Annotated in this window: 16 protein-coding genes and 1 tRNA gene; 4 read left to right on the top strand and 13 right to left on the bottom strand. The window is 35.0% G+C overall.

Going from position 1 to position 18,373, the window contains the following annotated elements; translation table 11 throughout:
• Nucleotides 1-7: 7 nt before the first annotated feature.
• Entirely contained in the window at nt 8-3,145 is a 3,138-nt protein-coding gene (locus tag ACPX19_RS05370; protein ID WP_426431950.1) for an FG-GAP-like repeat-containing protein, read from the top strand.
• A gap of 65 nt (nt 3,146-3,210) precedes the next feature.
• Complete coding sequence (locus tag ACPX19_RS05365) at nt 3,211-4,122, top strand: ABC transporter ATP-binding protein (RefSeq protein ID WP_426431949.1); 912 nt, start codon at nt 3,211-3,213, stop codon at nt 4,120-4,122.
• A gap of 1 nt (nt 4,123) precedes the next feature.
• Here ACPX19_RS05365 and ACPX19_RS05360 read toward each other — a convergent pair whose 3' ends face one another.
• The 10 genes from ACPX19_RS05360 to pdxA form a co-directional block, all read right to left on the bottom strand.
• On the bottom strand, nt 4,124-6,376 hold the full coding sequence (locus ACPX19_RS05360) for an efflux RND transporter permease subunit (RefSeq protein WP_426431947.1): 2,253 nt from the start codon (nt 6,374-6,376) through the stop codon (nt 4,124-4,126).
• Between the two features lie 31 nt (nt 6,377-6,407).
• Complete coding sequence (locus ACPX19_RS05355) at nt 6,408-6,857, bottom strand: 3-oxoacyl-ACP synthase (protein WP_426431945.1); 450 nt, start codon at nt 6,855-6,857, stop codon at nt 6,408-6,410.
• Entirely contained in the window at nt 6,848-7,966 is a 1,119-nt protein-coding gene (locus ACPX19_RS05350) for an NAD(P)/FAD-dependent oxidoreductase (RefSeq protein ID WP_426431944.1), read from the bottom strand. The genes ACPX19_RS05355 and ACPX19_RS05350 overlap by 10 nt, the downstream gene beginning before the upstream one ends.
• A 50-nt stretch (nt 7,967-8,016) precedes the next feature.
• Nucleotides 8,017-11,007, bottom strand: a complete 2,991-nt coding sequence (locus ACPX19_RS05345) for a reprolysin-like metallopeptidase (protein ID WP_426431943.1) — start codon at nt 11,005-11,007, stop codon at nt 8,017-8,019.
• A gap of 165 nt (nt 11,008-11,172) precedes the next feature.
• Complete coding sequence (accC, locus tag ACPX19_RS05340; RefSeq protein ID WP_426431942.1) at nt 11,173-12,522, bottom strand: acetyl-CoA carboxylase biotin carboxylase subunit; 1,350 nt, start codon at nt 12,520-12,522, stop codon at nt 11,173-11,175.
• Nucleotides 12,523-12,605: 83 nt separating this feature from the next.
• On the bottom strand, nt 12,606-13,088 hold the full coding sequence (gene accB / locus ACPX19_RS05335) for an acetyl-CoA carboxylase biotin carboxyl carrier protein (protein WP_426431941.1): 483 nt from the start codon (nt 13,086-13,088) through the stop codon (nt 12,606-12,608).
• A gap of 30 nt (nt 13,089-13,118) precedes the next feature.
• A complete protein-coding gene (locus ACPX19_RS05330; RefSeq protein WP_426431939.1) occupies nt 13,119-14,117 on the bottom strand; it encodes a beta-ketoacyl-ACP synthase III in 999 nt (332 codons plus the stop codon).
• 178 nt (nt 14,118-14,295) lie between these two features.
• On the bottom strand, nt 14,296-14,499 hold the full coding sequence (gene rpmF / locus ACPX19_RS05325) for a 50S ribosomal protein L32 (protein WP_331808967.1): 204 nt from the start codon (nt 14,497-14,499) through the stop codon (nt 14,296-14,298).
• Between the two features lie 8 nt (nt 14,500-14,507).
• A complete protein-coding gene (locus ACPX19_RS05320) occupies nt 14,508-15,047 on the bottom strand; it encodes a YceD family protein (protein ID WP_426431938.1) in 540 nt (179 codons plus the stop codon).
• A gap of 79 nt (nt 15,048-15,126) precedes the next feature.
• On the bottom strand, nt 15,127-16,167 hold the full coding sequence (gene pdxA, locus ACPX19_RS05315; protein WP_426431937.1) for a 4-hydroxythreonine-4-phosphate dehydrogenase PdxA: 1,041 nt from the start codon (nt 16,165-16,167) through the stop codon (nt 15,127-15,129).
• 96 nt (nt 16,168-16,263) lie between these two features.
• On the opposite strand from pdxA, the gene ACPX19_RS05310 reads away from it, so the two are divergent.
• The gene (locus ACPX19_RS05310; protein WP_426431936.1) at nt 16,264-16,854 is read left to right on the top strand and encodes a riboflavin synthase; all 591 of its coding nucleotides are present in this window, start codon (nt 16,264-16,266) and stop codon (nt 16,852-16,854) included.
• Here the strand turns inward: ACPX19_RS05310 and ACPX19_RS05305 are convergent.
• From ACPX19_RS05305 to mce, 3 genes are all read right to left on the bottom strand, one after another.
• On the bottom strand, nt 16,851-17,051 hold the full coding sequence (locus ACPX19_RS05305) for a hypothetical protein (RefSeq protein ID WP_426431935.1): 201 nt from the start codon (nt 17,049-17,051) through the stop codon (nt 16,851-16,853). The two genes, ACPX19_RS05310 and ACPX19_RS05305, sit on opposite strands and share 4 nt — an antisense overlap.
• A 259-nt stretch (nt 17,052-17,310) precedes the next feature.
• Nucleotides 17,311-17,384, bottom strand: a tRNA-Ile gene (locus ACPX19_RS05300).
• A gap of 76 nt (nt 17,385-17,460) precedes the next feature.
• Nucleotides 17,461-17,865: a methylmalonyl-CoA epimerase gene (mce, locus tag ACPX19_RS05295; RefSeq protein WP_426431934.1), complete on the bottom strand. Its 405-nt coding sequence runs from the start codon at nt 17,863-17,865 to the stop codon at nt 17,461-17,463.
• 106 nt (nt 17,866-17,971) lie between these two features.
• On the opposite strand from mce, the gene rbfA reads away from it, so the two are divergent.
• Complete coding sequence (gene rbfA / locus ACPX19_RS05290) at nt 17,972-18,364, top strand: 30S ribosome-binding factor RbfA (protein WP_426431933.1); 393 nt, start codon at nt 17,972-17,974, stop codon at nt 18,362-18,364.
• The last annotated feature ends 9 nt before the right edge of the window (nt 18,365-18,373 follow it).

The following is an 18,373-nucleotide window of genomic DNA, read 5'->3' as shown; positions in this document are numbered from 1 at the left end:
CAAAAACATGAAAAAAATTACGCTTTTACTCATTGCTGTTTCTACATTTTGCTTGGGCAATGCTCAAGTTTTAAATGAAAACGCCAATTGGCCAAACGGTGATTGGTCGTTGACTGGAACATATACAACCACTGGGCTTTTATCTAACCCAACAACCACAGGCTCAACATTTACTTTTGATGATGATGCGGCAGGCTCTAGCTCTGATGACACTATCCAAGCAACCTCTCCTATAATTGATCTAACTTCAGCAAATTCTGCTGGAGAAAATTGGATTATAATAAGTGGTGACTATGTCTATAGACCATTAGGAAACGATGTGTTGTCTATAGAGGCTTATGATGCTGATACTGCGACTTGGTACACATTGTGGACTTTTACTGGTAACTCTACTAATTCCGATTATGAAACATGTTCTAATACTGAGCCCTATACAACAGGAGTGCTTGATATAACAGGATTTACAGCGACACAATTATCCGGTTTTAGATACCGTATTAATTATAATGATCAAAATGGTTGGCAATGGGGTTGGTGTTTAACATCCCCAACAATTACTTCTTTAAACCCTTCTACTACATGCCTAGATCCTATAAACCTAGATGTCATTAATATTGGTGAAACAACTGTAGATTTAATATGGACAGAAATTGGTGTTGCCACATCATGGAATATTGAATGGGGTCCAGTTGGTTTTACCCTCGGAACAGGAAATGTAATTACAGCCACTTCGTCCCCTTTCACATTAACTGGCTTATTGGCAAACACAAATTATGAATTTTATATTCAATCTGATTGTGGTGGCTCTAACAACGTGTCAAATTTTGTTGGGCCATTCGGTTTTGGAACAGCCTCTCCTTCTGGTGTAGCATGTGCTTCTGCAATCAGCATGGCAGTAGAAGAAAACTGCAGTACAGCAACACCGATGACTTTTGACTTTAGTACGGCAATTGATATCGATGCTTCTAATGAAAACCCGAGTTGTGATGCTGTAGGTAACTATGGCTATTTTCTGAGTTTTATTGCGCCTACTATTGGCTCAGTTGTTTTTAATTTCAGTGGCGCGGCAAATAGTATTGGCCTAGAAGTATATGACTCTTGCGGTGGTGCTTCTGTATCTATATGTACAAATAATGGATTTAATACTGGCGATTCATCTGGGCTTATTGGCGGTCTGACTCCTGGTGCTACATATTATGCTGTAATTTGGAGAGATCAGCAGAGTGGTACCGCAGACATATGTCTTGAAGAAGGAGCTAGTTGTCCAGATCCAAGTAGCTTAGATGCGTCTTCAATATCTTCAGATTCAACTATTTTAAGTTGGACAGAAAATGGTATAGCAAACTCATGGAATATTGAGTGGGGAATCTCTGGATTTACACTTGGCTCAGGAAATGTTGTCAACAACCTTACTGCAACAAACTATAACCTAACCAGTTTATCTTCAGGCACTAGCTATGACTTTTATGTACAATCAAATTGTACTGGTGAAACTTCTGATTTTTCTGGCCCATTTACTTTTACTACACAAGTACCTTCAAGAATTAATTTCTCTCAACAACCAATAACCGTTAACGGTTACGATCTGGCAGTTGTTGATATGAATGGTGACTTTTTGGATGACATAGTAGGGGTTTCTTCAACCAATGTTAACATACAACAGCAAAATACTGACGGCTCATTCACAAATATTAATGTAGCAACACCTAATGCTGACTATTTGCCTAGCTGGAGTATGGCTGCAGCTGACTTTGACGCCAACGGAAAAACTGACTTGCTCTATGGTGCCGGGAGTGGAGTGACTTTTATGCAGGCAAGTAGTGATGGCACTAGTTTTACTGAACAATCTACTACCCAATACGTTTTCTCTCAACGTTCAAACTTTGTTGATATTAATAATGATGGTAATCTTGATGCATTTGTTTGCCATGATGTGGAGCCAAATGTTTACTTTATCAATGACGGTACAGGCAACTTTACTTTTTATCAATCTGATGTAACTCCTGGTGCGCCTTATTCGTTAGGTAATTATCCTTCTGGTGGTGATTATGGCTCAATTTGGATAGATTACAATAACGATAGAAATATTGATTTATTCATTGCAAAGTGTGGAGGCGCAGTTGAGCGTAGAACAAACATGATGGTTACAAATAATGGCGATGGCACATATACTGAAAACGCGGCTGCTATTGGTTTAGCAGATCCAATGCAAACCTGGTCTTCCGCTTGGGGAGATTTTGATAACGATGGTGATATGGACGTGTTTGTGGGTGCTAGTTCAGGCACTCACAAATTAATGGAAAATAGTGGATTCTCAGATGATGGCAATCCTAACAACGACTATATTTTTACCGACGTTACTGCAGGTGCCGGGATTATAGCTCCAACTGGATGGGAAAGCTCTGCGTATGATATAGATAATGATGGTTATCTTGATATTATTAGTAATGGCTCTATTATGTATGGAAAAGGTGATATGACTTTTGAAGATGCTGATAATGGACAGATTAACTACAAAAATGGTAGTTTTGGAGATTTAAACAATGATGGATTTATAGATGCCTATTACAATGGTATTAGATATTATAATCAAGGCAATAGTAACAACTGGGTTAAGATAAACACCGTTGGTATGGCACACGTTACACCCAACTATAGTAACAGAAATGGCATTGGTGCTCGTGTTGAGTTAGTTACACCTTCTGGAACACAAATTAGAGACGTAAGAAGTGGTGAGGGTTTTGAATTTATGAGTTCTCTTAATACTCACTTCGGTATTGGCTCTGATACTTCAATTATTGAAATTAGAGTTTACTGGCCGTCTGGTGTGGTGGATGTTTTTGAAAACCCAAGTATTAACAGTACTCATACCCTTGTTGAAGGCTCAGCTCCTTTAAGTATAGAAGATCAGACTATTTCTGATGTTTCAATATATCCTAACCCAGTTGAAGATGTTTTAAAAATTAAGACTTCTTTAGTACTAACAGAAAAAATTGCTACTATTTTTGATGTTACAGGAAAACGTGTTTTCAATCAAATGATTACCGATAACGAACTTAACGTTTCAAGTCTTCAAGGTGGGGTTTACTTCTTAAGGATTGAATCTGATGGTAGAAGTATAAGACGAAAATTTATTAAAAAATAAATGATAGTTTAAATTAAAAAAAGCCGCTTGAATATCAAGCGGCTTTTTTATGGTATTTTTACAACATGCTTAAAGTTAAAGATCTCAGCTTTGGTTATACCAAAAACCATGTCCTGAAAGATATAAATTTCACCATTAATATTGGTGAAAATCTTGCTATTATTGGCGAAAGTGGTTCGGGAAAAAGTACGCTTCTCAAGCTTATTTTTGGTGAACACGACCTTGAGCAAGGACAAATATTCTGGAAAAGCACTGAAATTCTAGGCCCAAAATATAATTTGGTGGTGGGTTATGATTTTATGAAATATGTCGCTCAAGAATTTGACCTAATGCCCTATACTACCGTTGAAGATAATATAGGTAAACACCTATCTCGCTTTTACCCAGAAGAAAAAGAAAAACGCACTCAAGAACTCATAAGAATTGTAGAATTAGACAATTTTGCCAAAACAAAAGTTAAAAACCTAAGTGGTGGACAAAAACAGCGTGTTGCCATTGCCAGATCTTTAGCCAAAGAACCCGAAATACTACTCTTAGACGAACCATTTAGCCATATTGATAACTTTAAGAAACAATCGCTTCGAAGAAATGTCTTTAATTACCTAAGAGCAAAGAATATTTCTTGTGTTGTAGCCACCCACGATAAAAATGATGTTCTTGGTTTTGCAGATGAAATGTTGGTGCTACACAACAAATCTATAATTGCCAAAGACAAACCTCATAGCCTTTATAAAAATCCTAAACTGCCCTTAGTTGCTTCTTTTTTTGAAGAGTTTAATGTTATTGACGGTAAAATATACTACGCTCATGAGCTTAAAATTGTGAATAATTCAGAATTAAAAGCCACTGTAAAACAATCGTATTATAATGGTAATTCTTGGCTAATAGAAACCTTATTTAATGAACAGTCTATATTTATTTACCACAATAAGCCATTAACTGAAGGTAAGAAGATCTATTTTACCTTTTTAAAATAAACTATTTATCAAACTGCTTTAGTAAAGCGGGCAAATAAAATATATCTGTAATCAACGCTATTGCAACAGTTACAGCACATAAAACTCCGAAATCACTTACAGATGGTGTAGCGCTAGAGGCAATAATTAAAAAGCCTCCAACTAGAGCAATAGTTGTAGAGATTAAAGCACTACCTGTATAATGCATAGCATCATCAATACGCTCTTTTGAAGAGCCAGAAATTGTTTTACTTCGTCGGTATTTATAGACTAAATGTATGGTGTCATCCATGGCAATACCAAGCATTATAGGTGTAATCATTGCCGTAGATACATCTAGCGGAATATCTAATAAACTCATAGCTATAGCTAAAATAGCTAAGGGTAAAATATTAGGAATTAAAACTAAAAGCGTTGTTTTTACGCTTCTTATAAATATCAATAAGCATATAAATGCCACAAAAAACGCCGCAAAAAATGATTTAAACTGAGTTTCTAGGATAAACTTGTTTAACTGTGCAAATACAACAGCAAAGCCATTTATTTTTAGATTAAAATCGTTTGTTTTAAAACTCGTTTTAAAATCTTGCTCTATATCAACGAGTATTTTTTCTAATTCTGAAGTTGTCATTTCGGGTAAACTAAGTGTTATACCTGCTGTAGAAAAGTCTTCGGAAAATAATTTAAAGAAGCTATTATCATTAGTGTCTACACTTGATAGTGTAGCCTTTATTTTACTCTCTAACACATTGTTTTGAAATAATACAGGCGAACGTTTTTGTAAAAATGATTTAATATTTACAATCGAAACCGGAGCTGTAATAAGCGGATTTTCTTCAAGCTTATTCTGAAAATCTTCTAACTGCCTCAAGGCCTCTCTACTTAAAATTGATTCACCGTTCTTTGTAGAGACATTTAACTGTAATCTTGAGCTGCCTTTTAATTGGTTCTCAACAATTCTTAAATCTTGTTTTGCCTTTCCTTCAGCAAGTAAATCGAGTGACCTTGTATCTATTCTCACCTTGGTTACAGAATATAAACCCAACAGCAACAGAGTTGTAAAACTTACAGTAATTGTGCGCTTATACTGTGTTGTAAATGTGTTTATCCAATCTATAAATTTTGTCTGATTAATTGATTGTAATATTAAAACTGGTTTTGCTTTTTCAAAATTTAGGGACATGAAGCTAAACCCAATTATGGTAATAACATAAACCAGCAAAAAGCTTAATAACAATCCTACACAAGTTAAGATTCCCATATTTTTAAATGCTGGTAACGGAGATAAAAACAGCGCAAAATAGCCTACAAATGTGGTTAATGTAGTGTAAAAACAAGGTGTTAAACTCTTTCTTACAGCTATAGAAATGAGATCTACTTTATCTTTAATGCTGTTAGAAATACCTTCTTTGTGATAAATATTTATAATATGTACGGCATCACTAACGCTATAAACCATAAGAATGGTTGGTATGAGCATTGAGATCATATTTAATGCAAAACCCATTGAAGCAATAATACCAAATAGTAAACTTACTGGTATGGCTACAGATAACAAGGACACTAAAAGATAGCGTTTACTTGGTAATAAAAACAATAGTAGAATGGTAATAACTAAAACGGTTAATACACCAAAGAGTAGACTTTCTTTGTAAATACCCTTGCTATAAGCTTCGTTTAAAACAGGTGGTCCCGTAAGGTGATATTCTGAAAAATGGTGTTCTACGGCAGATGTTATTTCTCCCAATATCGCTTTACGCTTAGTTTCTATTGTAGGCGTCGGATTGAGCTGTACATAGAAAAATAAATTTTTATAATCTTCTGAAACCAATTGCGACGTCACATTAGGCAATTTAGAAAATAAACTTTTCAAGCCTTTTTCGCTTCGCTTACTATTATAAAGTTCCAAAAACTGAATATTTCCATTAGCATAAAGTGGATACTTTGCCTTGGCCAAACTAAAAGAAGTCTTTACATAAGGTAATCGTTCAATATCCTCTGTAAGTGCTTTTAATTTGTTGTTGACCACTTCAGACAGTGCATTATCAACAGGAAACATAGCTACATAAATTTCATCCGAACCAAATTTTTCTTGAAAATCTATATAAGCTTTGTAGCTAGGATCGTCTTCTAAGAACCAAATTGTTAAGGAATTATCTATTTTTAGTTTATCAATGGTTTGATAACCAGCCAAAGACATTAATAGAGCAAGAAGTACAAGTATTGCTACTCTAAATTTAATTAGAGTTTTAACAAAGATTTTTAGTTTAGCCATCAATCAAAAAAGTTCTAAATCAATAAATTTATTATGCTACTTTCTCAATTGCAAAGGTACCGCTTCTGAAAATAATGGTATCACCTTCCGTTTTTCCCAACAATAATTTAGCAATTGGAGATTGTGGTGATATAGCATAAAAAGTGATGCTGTCTACATCTATTTTACCCTCACTTATGCTAATAAAATAATTGTGTTGAGACGTAAAAACAATACTGCCAAGTGCCACATTATGGTGTTTTGATGAATAATCTATTTTTTGAAGCAAGGTTTTACTCTTTTGTAATTCCGCCAATTGCTGACCAGCCTTTTCGCGCTCTAATTGCACCATTGCGCGTCCCGTTTCGTGCTTGTCTCCTGCGCTACTTTTGGTTTCAGATTGTAATGAGGTTTCTAGATCTAAAATAGTTTTTGAAATTACAGATAAGCGCGCCTCCAAAGCCACACTGCATTTGTTGAATAATTTCTTTTTTATTGACATGCTAAATCTGCTAATTCTTTACCAACACTGCTTCCTATTGCCACACCCATTCCACCAAGTCTTACACCACAAAACACGTTATGATTAATTGCTTTTACAATTGATTTTTTCTGAGACCCCACTCCCATTATGCCAGACCATCTGTGCTCTATCTCAAAAGGCATATCTGGTAAAATTGTGGTTTTTAAAATCGCTTCTAACTGATTCTGTATAAGTTCTGTTTGTCCGAATTTCTCTGTTTCTTCAGTTATAAAATCTAAATTCCTACCACCTCCAAATAGAATTCTATCATCTATATTTCTAAAATAATAGTACCCTCTATCTAAATGAAACGTACCTTTAATATGCAGATTTTTAAGAGGCTTAGTTATTAATACTTGAGCCCTTGCTGGTTTTACTTCTTCGTTAATCAATCTTGATGCAAACCCATTTGTTGCAATTAATAGTTTTGACGTTTGAAATTCAAAATGGTTGGTTTCTATTTTTACATTATTTAGGTCTTCAGAAAAAGACTCTACTATACAGCTATTAATAATTTTTATTCCAAAATTCAAGGCTTTCTGAAGAAGTGCCTCCATCATTTTACCTGTATCCAACTGCCCTTCAAACTGATTAAAACTGTACTCCGGTTGAATTTTTTTGAAATTGAAACTATTAGTTTTAAAACTAAATACATCATCACTGAAAACAGGCTTCAAAAGCTTATTAACATAATATTGTTGTTTACGGCATAGATCATATAACTCTTTGTTCTCATACGTGAATAATTCATATCCTCCAAGACGTTGATAGTTTAAGACTTTATCCCCCAACATTTTCCGAAGTAATCGCAAACCATTTATTCGCTGTGTAATAAGATTTAGTACTTCTTCTTCCGAATGGCTTTTTAAATCATCTAAGATTTCGCTAAGACTTCCAAAACAGGCAAAACCAGCATTCTTAGTGCTTGCTCCTTGCGGTAAAATACCTTTTTCTAATATTATAATCTTAGTATTTGGAAATCTATTTTTTAAACTTAATGCTGCATTAAGACCCACAATACCACTACCCACAATTGTGAAGTCTACATTTGTAAGCCAGGTTTTTATTTCCCAATAGGATAAATTCATAGCAAAAAAAACTCCTCAATATAAGGAGCTTTTAGATTTTAAATTAATAATTATTCAACTATAATCTTCTTGTTTGCCTTGTAAGACCCTTCTGAAATATTTAATAAATACACACCTGATTGTGCACTAATTAGCTGAATTATTTCATTAAATTGATTTGTACTACTAAAGGTCTTATTAAAAATATCCCTTCCTCTAATGTCAAGTACCTCAACCTTTATGTCCTCACCAGACCTTGGGTTAAAGCTAATGGTAAAAGTACCATTGTTTGGGTTTGGATAGATAATAAGATTGTCTAATTCATTATCATTTACGCTTAAATTATTAATGACATTTAAAGAATAATCTTCAACTTCCCCATCAAAACCAACCTCACATGATGTTGGGAAGTCGTTGCCACCCGGAGGAGTATATTTGGTGCTTACCCTCATTGTGGTGGTTCCTTCTACTGCATCGTTTGGTACAGTAACGGTTAGCGGAGAGCCATCTGTTAGTTGGTCTGCAATATTGGCTGTTGTGCCTAAATCTAGGTCATATTCTTCGCCAGGATCATCAAACGCGCAGTTTTGATTCCAATCAATCCAAACTCTAGTTATAATTTGGTAATTGCCGTCAGAATTGGCTCTTATAGATAAATCGTAGTTGTTTCCTGCTTCAACATCTGTTGAAATTGCTGTGAAATCAGAATAAGGTGAGGTCTTAGGCCCTGCATCCAAATTATTAATGGTATTGAATATTACCCCAGTAGTTCTTGTCTGAAAACTTAAATCCCCTTCAGATGGACAAACGCCATCTGTAATTATTAAATCAACCGTGGTTTGTCTTGTAATTGACGGTGAAGTAGCTGTAAGTGTTATTGTATAAGTGTTACTGGATAACGCACTTAATCCTGTTAGGTTGAGTGTAACTATACCGTCTGAATTTAGAGTCATTGGGCTTAAACTAGAACCTATACCACCAGGTAATCCAGAAACACTAAATGAAGTTGTTTCGGAAAAACCATTAGATGTTACATAACTAAAATCTATTGAGGCCGTATCTTGATTACAAACCGTTACATTACCATTTGTGGCATTTATACTAAAGTCTTGGGCATTTGAGATAGAAAATGCATCAGAAACTGCATAAAAAATGTTATCTGCAGCTTCTACCAAAACTCTAGCGTTTGATGTATTTCCAACGCCAGGAACCGTTATTGATGCACTCCCTGTATTGGGAACTCCAGAAGCAAGTGTAGTAAACGACAACCCCCCATTAGTTGTAAATAAAATATTTACCGATTGACAGTTTATTGGTGCAGAATTGGTTTGACCAACAACCCATGAAACTTGTTGGCTAGAATTAGCGCCCCAGGTTGGTGGTGTATTAACCGTAAATGGAGTTGAAAAATTTTGTACCGTTATCGTCATTTCATCTGAATCCGTGGCAGCACCACCTACTTCATTGTCTCTTACTGTTAGTGAAAAGTTCATTGTTCTCCCAACAGATGGTACTACTTCCCAAGTGGTCGCTAAAGAACCTGAGAAAACCGTGCTTAGTGGCGGCATGTATCTATTTGGGGATGAAGAAGGATCTAATGATCTAAATAGAGGTCCCGCGGAATTAGTAGACTGTGGTGGCATGGTTGCGGGTGTTGCATCTGTTTGTTCCCAACAGTAAGTTAAACCAGAAGGCGTATCTACATCAGTTGCCACACCCCTTAAAACAAAGGCTGTGGATAACGGGATAGTGTAATCAGCCCCAGCACTAGCGACTGGTGCTACATTATTTGTTGCACTACTTGTAAAACATGTACTGCTAGGACCTGAAGATATGTTGGCCCACATTTCCTTTATATTTTCTCCATGAAAATAATCATCACTATTGTTTTGAACATTTGGCGCACAAATACCAGCGTAACCCATAATTGTGGAAGCGCTTCCTGGCTCAACTGAAACACTTGATCTTTGGCAATTGTTGTTTTGGGTATGGTTGCCACCATATTGATGTCCCATCTCATGAGCAACATAGTCAATATCAAAAGCATCACCTTGAGGTACAGGCGAACCTGTTACTCCACGAGCCTTGTTTATAGTACATGGTGATCGTAGCTGTGCTATTCCTCCGCCTCCAGTACTAAAAACATGACCTATATCATAATTGGCAGGTCCAATGAGGTTATCACAAGTTGTTTGATTTTGCCCAAGCATGGTACTTCCGCTATTGTTTGTATATGGGTCTGGGTTGTCTACCGTATCCTCTAAAAAAATAACATTTTGGTTATTAGCTACTATAGCCATTGTTAAGCCCAAGTCTCTTTCATAAACACCGTTAACTCTATTCATGGTTACATTCATTGCGGCTAGTACACTAGCAACAGTACCTCCATGAAACTGTGCATACTCTGCGGTACAAGCTAAGGCCAAACGATATGTCCTTAATATTCCATCATTAGCGTTTTTAAGTGTTACTAAATCCTTATTGGATATTTTGAAATCTGCAGGATCATATTCTGTTTCGCATACAAAACTCCCATTCGCACCATCTTCATCTGAATTTATAAATGCTATATAAGTTTTTAAGTCTTCTGTATAGGGTTCAATAAAAACAGTTTTTCCATCAGATAGCACCATCCCGCTAAATCCTTTTTGAGGAGAGATACTAAACCGCATTATTGCGGCAGGATTATCAATTCCTTTTCCAACAAATGATCTTATTTCAGGGAACTGTAGCTGGAGTTCATATTCCATTACAGAGGCCTCTTGTACTAAGTAAGATTCTGACTTTCCCTCATGATTGGGGAATTGTAGTATTATACCTTGATCTTTAGTTGAAAATTGACGCTGTGGTACATTAGCCAACATTTGCCTAAGCTCTTCTAGATTAATGTTGATTAAAGTAGAATGCTTTGGTTTGGACTTATAAAAAGTGACATCTTCTTTTTCAATTTGGGTTTTGTTAATAGACCACATATTTTGGGTTTTCTGAGCGTTTCCTATTAACACAAAAAATAAAGCCGGTAAAAGAGTTAAAAGGAATTTAGGGTAATTGTTTTTCATCATAGAACAATTTTAATTAGATTATAAAGATATTGGTTATCTAAAGAGTTTACAAAAAAAGCTTACTTCTATAAATATATTTAAAAGAAGTGTGTAAATTTTTGAAAGACTATTAAATATTTCTGAGATATATAGCAATAAAAAAGCGACCGATTGGCCGCTTTGATACTATTCTTCTTCTTCTTTGATTTTGAAATCTTCCATAAATTTAGTGGTGTAGTTACCCGCTAAATAATCTGGATGCTCCATTAACTGTCTATGGAATGGAATCGTGGTTTTAATACCCTCTATTACGAACTCATCTAGAGCGCGTTTCATCTTATTTATCGCTTCTTCTCTTGTTTGCGCTGTTGTAATTAACTTTGCAATCATAGAATCATAATTTGGCGGAATACTATAGCCTGCATAGACATGTGTATCTAGTCTTACTCCATGACCGCCTGGTGCATGAAGTGTTGTTATTTTACCTGGTGAAGGTCTAAAATCATTAAAAGGATCCTCTGCATTTATTCTACATTCAATAGAGTGTAAGTTAGGTGTATAGTTTTTACCAGAAATAGGCACGCCTGCAGCTACAAGTATTTGCTCCCTAATTAAGTCAAAATCTATTACCTGCTCTGTGATTGGATGCTCTACCTGAATACGTGTATTCATTTCCATAAAGTAGAAGTTTCTATGCTTGTCTACTAAAAACTCTACCGTTCCTGCTCCTTCATATTTAATAAACTCAGCGGCTTTAACAGCTGCCCTACCCATTTTTGCTCTTAGCTTATCTGTCATGAACGGAGAAGGGACCTCTTCTGTTAACTTTTGGTGTCTTCTTTGTACAGAACAATCTCTTTCGGATAAATGACATGCTTTACCTCTGGAATCTCCTACAATTTGAATTTCGATATGTCTTGGCTCTTCAATAAGTTTTTCCATATACATATCATTATTCCCAAATGCTGCTTTAGACTCTTGTCTTGCAGAATCCCAAGCTGCTTTTAAATCTTCTTTTCTCCAAACAGCTCGCATTCCTTTACCACCACCTCCAGCGGTAGCCTTTAACATCACTGGATAACCCACTTCTTCGGCAATCATAACGCACTCTTCGTAATCTGCGATAATGCCATCACTACCAGGCACACAAGGCACACCAGCTGCTTTCATGGTTGCTTTTGCAGTTGCTTTGTCGCCCATTTTGGCAATCATCTCTTCAGAAGCTCCAATGAACTTTATACCGTGCTCTTCACATATCTTAGAAAACTTAGCATTTTCTGACAGAAAACCGTATCCTGGATGAATGGCATCTGCATTTGTAATCTCTGCAGCCGCGATTATATTTGAGATCTTTAAATAGGATTCGCTGCTGGGTGGTGGTCCTATGCATACAGCTTCATCAGCAAATTTAACATGAAGACTGTCTGCATCTGCCGTAGAATAGACTGCAACTGTTTTAACACCCATTTCTTTGCAGGTTCTAATAACACGAAGCGCTATTTCTCCTCTATTTGCAATAAGTATCTTTTTGAACATAACCTTTGGTTTAAAAATTCAATTTCCAAGCACCAAATTCCAAATAATTTGGTTTGGGATTAGTGGATTGGAATTTTCAATTGTTATGATGGATCAACCAAAAATAACGGTTGGTCGAACTCTACAGGAGATGAATCATCTACTAAAACTTTTACAATTTTACCAGAAACTTCAGACTCTATCTCATTAAATAGTTTCATGGCTTCGATAACACAAAGAACATCACCTTCTTTTATTTCAGATCCAACCTCAACAAAAACTGGTTTGTCTGGTGCTGGCTTACGATAAAAAGTTCCTATTATTGGAGATTTAACTGTAATATATTTAGAGTTGTCATTTGCGGGAGATGGTGCAGCAGAAGCATCTGCTGCGGCAGCTATAGGGGCTGGTGCTTGTTGTTGAACAACTGGCGCAGCCGCTTGAACAGGTACTTGTTGTACGTAAGTCATTTCATTATCTGAGCCCGTTTTAATTGTTATTTTAACATCATCCATTTCTAACTTAACCTCACTTGCTCCAGATTTAGCAACAAATTTAATTAAGTTCTGAATTTCTTTTAAATCCATAATATTAGATAGTTTTTTGTTAGTTAGTTTTTAGTTTGGGTTGTATGCCCATTTATAATAGATTGAACCCCATGTAAATCCACCGCCAAAAGCTGCAAATATTAAATTATCACCTTTTTTTAGTTGAGATTCATAATCATTTAGTAATAATGGTAAAGTAGCAGAGGTGGTGTTTCCATACCTTTGAATATTCATCATTACTTTCTCGTCTTCTAGATTTATACGTTGGGCTGTTGCGTCAATAATTCTCTTATTAGCTTGATGTGCAACTAGCCAAGCAATATCTTCATTTGTAAGATTATTTCTTTTCAAAATTCGCTCTGCAACATCTGCCATGTTGAATACAGCGTTTTTAAATACTGTTTTTCCATCTTGAAACACGTAGTGTTTTCCCTCATCAAAAGCTTCTTGTGTAATTGGGTAAGATGATCCTCCGTAAGTTGCTTGTAAAAACTCGCGACCCTCACCATTACTTCTAAGTAATTCATCTTGTAATCCCAATCCTTCTTCGTTAGGTTCAAATAATACAGCGCCCGCACCATCACCAAAAATGATACAAGTTGCTCTATCTTTATAATTAATAAAAGATGAATTTTTATCGGCTCCTATAAGGAGTATTTTTTTATAACGACCAGATTCTATATATGCTGCCGCTGTAGACATTCCGAAAAGAAAGCTAGAGCATGCAGCTTCTAAATCGTAAGAAAATGCATTTACAGCACCTATTTGAGTAGCTGTATAAGCTGCTGTTGAAGCCGCCTTCATGTCTGGAGTTGCTGTAGAAACAATAACCAAATCTATTTCTTCTGGATTTAACCCTGTTTTTTGAATTAAATCTTCAGCTGCTTTTATTGCTAAAAATGATGTTCCCTTACCCTCTTCTTTAAGAATTCTTCGTTCTTTTATACCTGTTCGTGTAGTAATCCATTCGTCATTAGTATCTACCATGGTTTCTAAAATCTTATTAGAAAGCACGTAGTCTGGTAGATAACTTCCTACAGCTGTTATTGCCGCTGTGATTTTACTCATTATTAGCTTTTATATTAATTAAAAGTACTTATAAATGACAAAAACGAACTGTTTTTATTCAGTTTTTAGCATTTTTTGGCAAATAATTATGCAAATTAAGTGGTTTTTCACTTATTCAGAAAATTTAAATAAAAAAAACGCTCACAAGTGAGCGTTTTATTGTATGCGCGCATAATACTTATGCTAAGTTTTCTTCTTCTGCAGAATTATCAATTAATACTTGTCCTCTGTAGTATAATTTTCCTTCATGCCAGTGCGCTCTGTGATATAAGTGTGGCTCACCAGTTGTTGGGCAAGTAGCTATTTGAGGTACAGAAGCTTTATAATGTGTTCTTCTTTTGTCTCTTCTTGTTTTAGATATTTTACGTTTTGGATGTGCCATTTTAAATGTTATTTATCCGTTAATAGTTTTTTTAAATTATTCCAACGAGGGTCTATTTCCTCAGATGATTTATCTTCTTTTCCCTCTTTAGGGCTCAATTCTTCTAATTTTGAAAGTATGTCAGACTTTAATGTCCCATCTTCAATACCTGGATGTATGCGCTTGGCTGGTACCGCCAAAACTATAAGCTCATAAATATATTGAGCAACATTAATCTCATACTCACCATGAGGTATAATTAATATGTCTTCATTATCATCGTTGTATTCTGCACCAAACTTAACTACAAGTTTAAACTCGTCTTTAATTTCTTGATTGTATGGTTCGTTAGTGAGATCGCAATTAACATTTACAAATCCTGACGCTTCAAAATACAACTCTAACAACGTTGATTTTTTAACGAGCTTTAATTCAATATTTACATCTGCTTCGTTAAAATCTTCGTATTCAAAATTCTTAAAGAACGTATTGTTTATGCTATAATCAAAATTGTGCTCTCCTTCTTTTAATCCAACAAATTGGATTTTATAATCTTTTAATGCCTTCATTACCACACTCATTTTGAGCCTGCAAATATATAAATTTTTAGTTATTTAAAGCCTAGATATCAACAAAATTTGTTGATATCTATTTTGAGGCTTTTTTTAGGGGATTTTTTGAGTAATAATTGAACTCTTCTCTATTTTTAAAAATTTTAATAGCAGTATGTATTGCCTGAACAAAAGAGTTTTCATCAGCCTTACCTTTTCCTGCAATTTCATAGGCTGTCCCATGGTCTGGAGAAGTTCTTATTTTGTTAAGTCCAGCCGTATAGTTTACACCACCTCCAAAAGCAATAGTTTTAAACGGAATTAATCCTTGGTCGTGATAAGACGCAATTACAGCGTCGAAGCTTTTATAATTATTTGAGCCAAAAAAGCTATCGGCCGAGTATGGTCCGTACACCAAAGTTCCTTCTTCTCTTATCTTTTCTAAGGTTGGCCTTAAAACAATATCATCTTCTTTACCTATAACACCATTGTCTCCAGCATGGGGGTTAATAGCCAACACAGCTATTCTAGGTTTACTAATGCCAAAATCTTGCTTAAGTGATTTTGAGACTGTTGCTATTTTTTCTCTAATCAAGTCCTCGCTAATATGATTAACGGCATCTTTAAGTGGTACGTGGTCAGTGAGTAGGCCAACACGCAAATCGTCTGCTACCATGAACATTAAACTTTTGCCGTTGAGTGCTTTTGCTAAATAATCTGTATGCCCAGGGAAATTAAACTTTTCTGATTGAATATTGTGCTTATTAATTGGTGCCGTGACCAAAACATCTATTAACCCATTTTTTAGAGCATTAGTGGCGGCTTCTAATGACTTTATAGCATATTCTCCTATTTTTTTGTCTTCTTTACCAAACTCAATCTTAACGGATTCTTTCCAAACATTTACAACATTTACTTTGCCGTGAGCCACTTTTTCTGGGCTATCAATGTTGAAAAAATTTATCTTACTATCGAAATGATTTTTAAAAAACTGCATTGTTTTTCCTGAAGCAAATATTACAGGAGTGCTCAATTCTAAAGATCTATTGTCTTCATAAGCCTTGATTATAATTTCTGGTCCAATACCATTGAGGTCACCAACTGAAATACCGACAACAACTTTTTCTTCTTTCTTCATAATACAATTATCCTATTTTTTTATTAAAACGAGTAAAGGTATTGATTTGTGTGATTAACTTTGTAAACGCAAATTTAACCAAATAAAGCGGATACTATGTTTACAGGTATAATAGAAGATTTAGGAATCATTAAAAATCTTGAGGATGAAGGCGAAAATCTTCATATCACGGTGCAGACTTCTATAACTCCAGAGCTTAAAATAGATCAAAGTGTTGCTCATAATGGTGTTTGCTTAACTGTAGTTTCTATAGATACAAATAATTATATAGTTACCGCAATCAAGGAAACTTTAGATAAAACTAATTTAGGAAAGTTAAAAGTTGGAGATCTTGTGAATATAGAACGCGCTATGAAATTAGGCGATCGTTTAGATGGGCATATTGTTCAAGGTCACGTTGATCAAACCGCTAAATGCATTTCTATAATTGAAGAAAATGGCAGTTGGGTTTTTACATTTCAATATGATAAATCGTATGGCAACATTACCATTGAAAAAGGATCCATTACTGTGAACGGTGTAAGCCTAACAGTTGTTGGTTCTAAAGCAAATGAGTTTTCAGTAGCCATTATTCCATACACGTACGAGCATACAACATTTAATGACATTAAAGTAGGCGATACAGTAAATTTAGAGTTTGATGTAATAGGGAAATATGTGAAGCGGCTTAATGACCTGAGAAACTAGGCTGTTTTTTTCGAAATTTTATATGCTTTGTAAATTCCTAAACTTAATGCTAGACCAAATAATAGCATAGCACCACCATCAATAGGAAGGCCTGGTGGAGGTGGTGGTACGGGTGGTGGAGGCGTAGCTCCTTGTCCAACTGAGGCAAAACCCACGGATAAAAATAAGATTAGGATAACGATTTTTCTATTCCTCATATTATCAATTAAGGGTGCGTAAATGTATGAAAAAAACCTATCTAACAAAATAATTTTAATTAAAAAACGTCTTTGAACGGTAAATATTGTCGACGAAATGCTTGATTTGTGCTAAAATTAGGGAAGATACGCACAAAATTTCATGAACATTTAACGCAAATATAATATTAATTCCTATTCATTGAAAGCCTAAATACGCTTAAATGGAATAAATATTATCCTAAAACAAAAAAGCCCTTCTAATTAGAAGGGCTTTTTGTGGTCCCACCTGGGCTCGAACCAGGGACTTTCTGATTATGAGTCAGATACTCTAACCAACTGAGTTATAGGACCTATTGGTATTATCCAATCATTTTCTCTTTAAAAGAGTTTGCAATATTACTATATATTTTAAAACTCTACAAGAATTTTAATCTCTAATGTCTTGGCACAGTTCAATCAAAACACTATTTGAAGTTTTTGGATGCAAAAAGGCTATCATCTTGTTATCCGCACCTTTTTTAGGAACTTTGTGAATCATCTCAAAGCCTTGCTTTGTTAATCTTTTAATTTCTTCTTCAATATTATCTACCGCAAAAGCAATATGATGAATTCCCTCGCCCTTTTTTTCAATAAACTTAGCTATCGGACTATTTTCGTGAGTAGCCTGTAGTAATTCTATTTTGTTAGGTCCACATTTGAAAAATGATGTTTTTACTCCTTCACTTTCTACTTCTTCTATTTTATAGTGGGCTTTATCAAATAATGCTTTAAACAATTCATTTGACTTTTCAATGTCTTTTACCGCAATGCCTATGTGTTCAATTTTTTTCATTTTATTGTTTAATCTTTTGCTAAAGAAATGAATTTCTTAATTGGCAAACTATGATTTTTGTTATATAAAAATACCATAATCTTTAAATATGCTATACTTTTGCACTATGGAAAGTAATAGACAAAAGAAAATAGCTGGTGTTTTACAACAAGATTTAGCAGAGGTATTGCAACGCGCGGCTTCATCTGGTGGGCTAAAAGGTGTAATTATTTCTGTTTCTAAAGTTAACGTTACTGTAGACCTGTCTATTGCTAAGGTTTATCTGAGTATATTTCCAAATAAAGAAGCTAAAGCACTGTTAGAAGGCATAAGATCTAACAAGCCCTTAATTAGGCACGAATTGTCTCAGCGTACACGTCACCAATTAAGACGCATGCCGCAATTGGAGTTTTTTATTGATGACTCTTTAGAGTATATCGATGGTATAGAACGTTCTCTCAAAGGCGAAGATAACCCTCTTGATAATGTCGACTTATTAGATAAGCGCAAAAAATCTTAAGTGAATTTT

Source organism: Winogradskyella sp. HB-48 (genome assembly GCF_049942685.1).
Lineage (GTDB): Bacteria > Bacteroidota > Bacteroidia > Flavobacteriales > Flavobacteriaceae > Winogradskyella.
The sequence above is the reverse complement of the archived record's forward strand: the minus strand, read 5'-3'. Positions and strand labels throughout refer to the sequence as shown.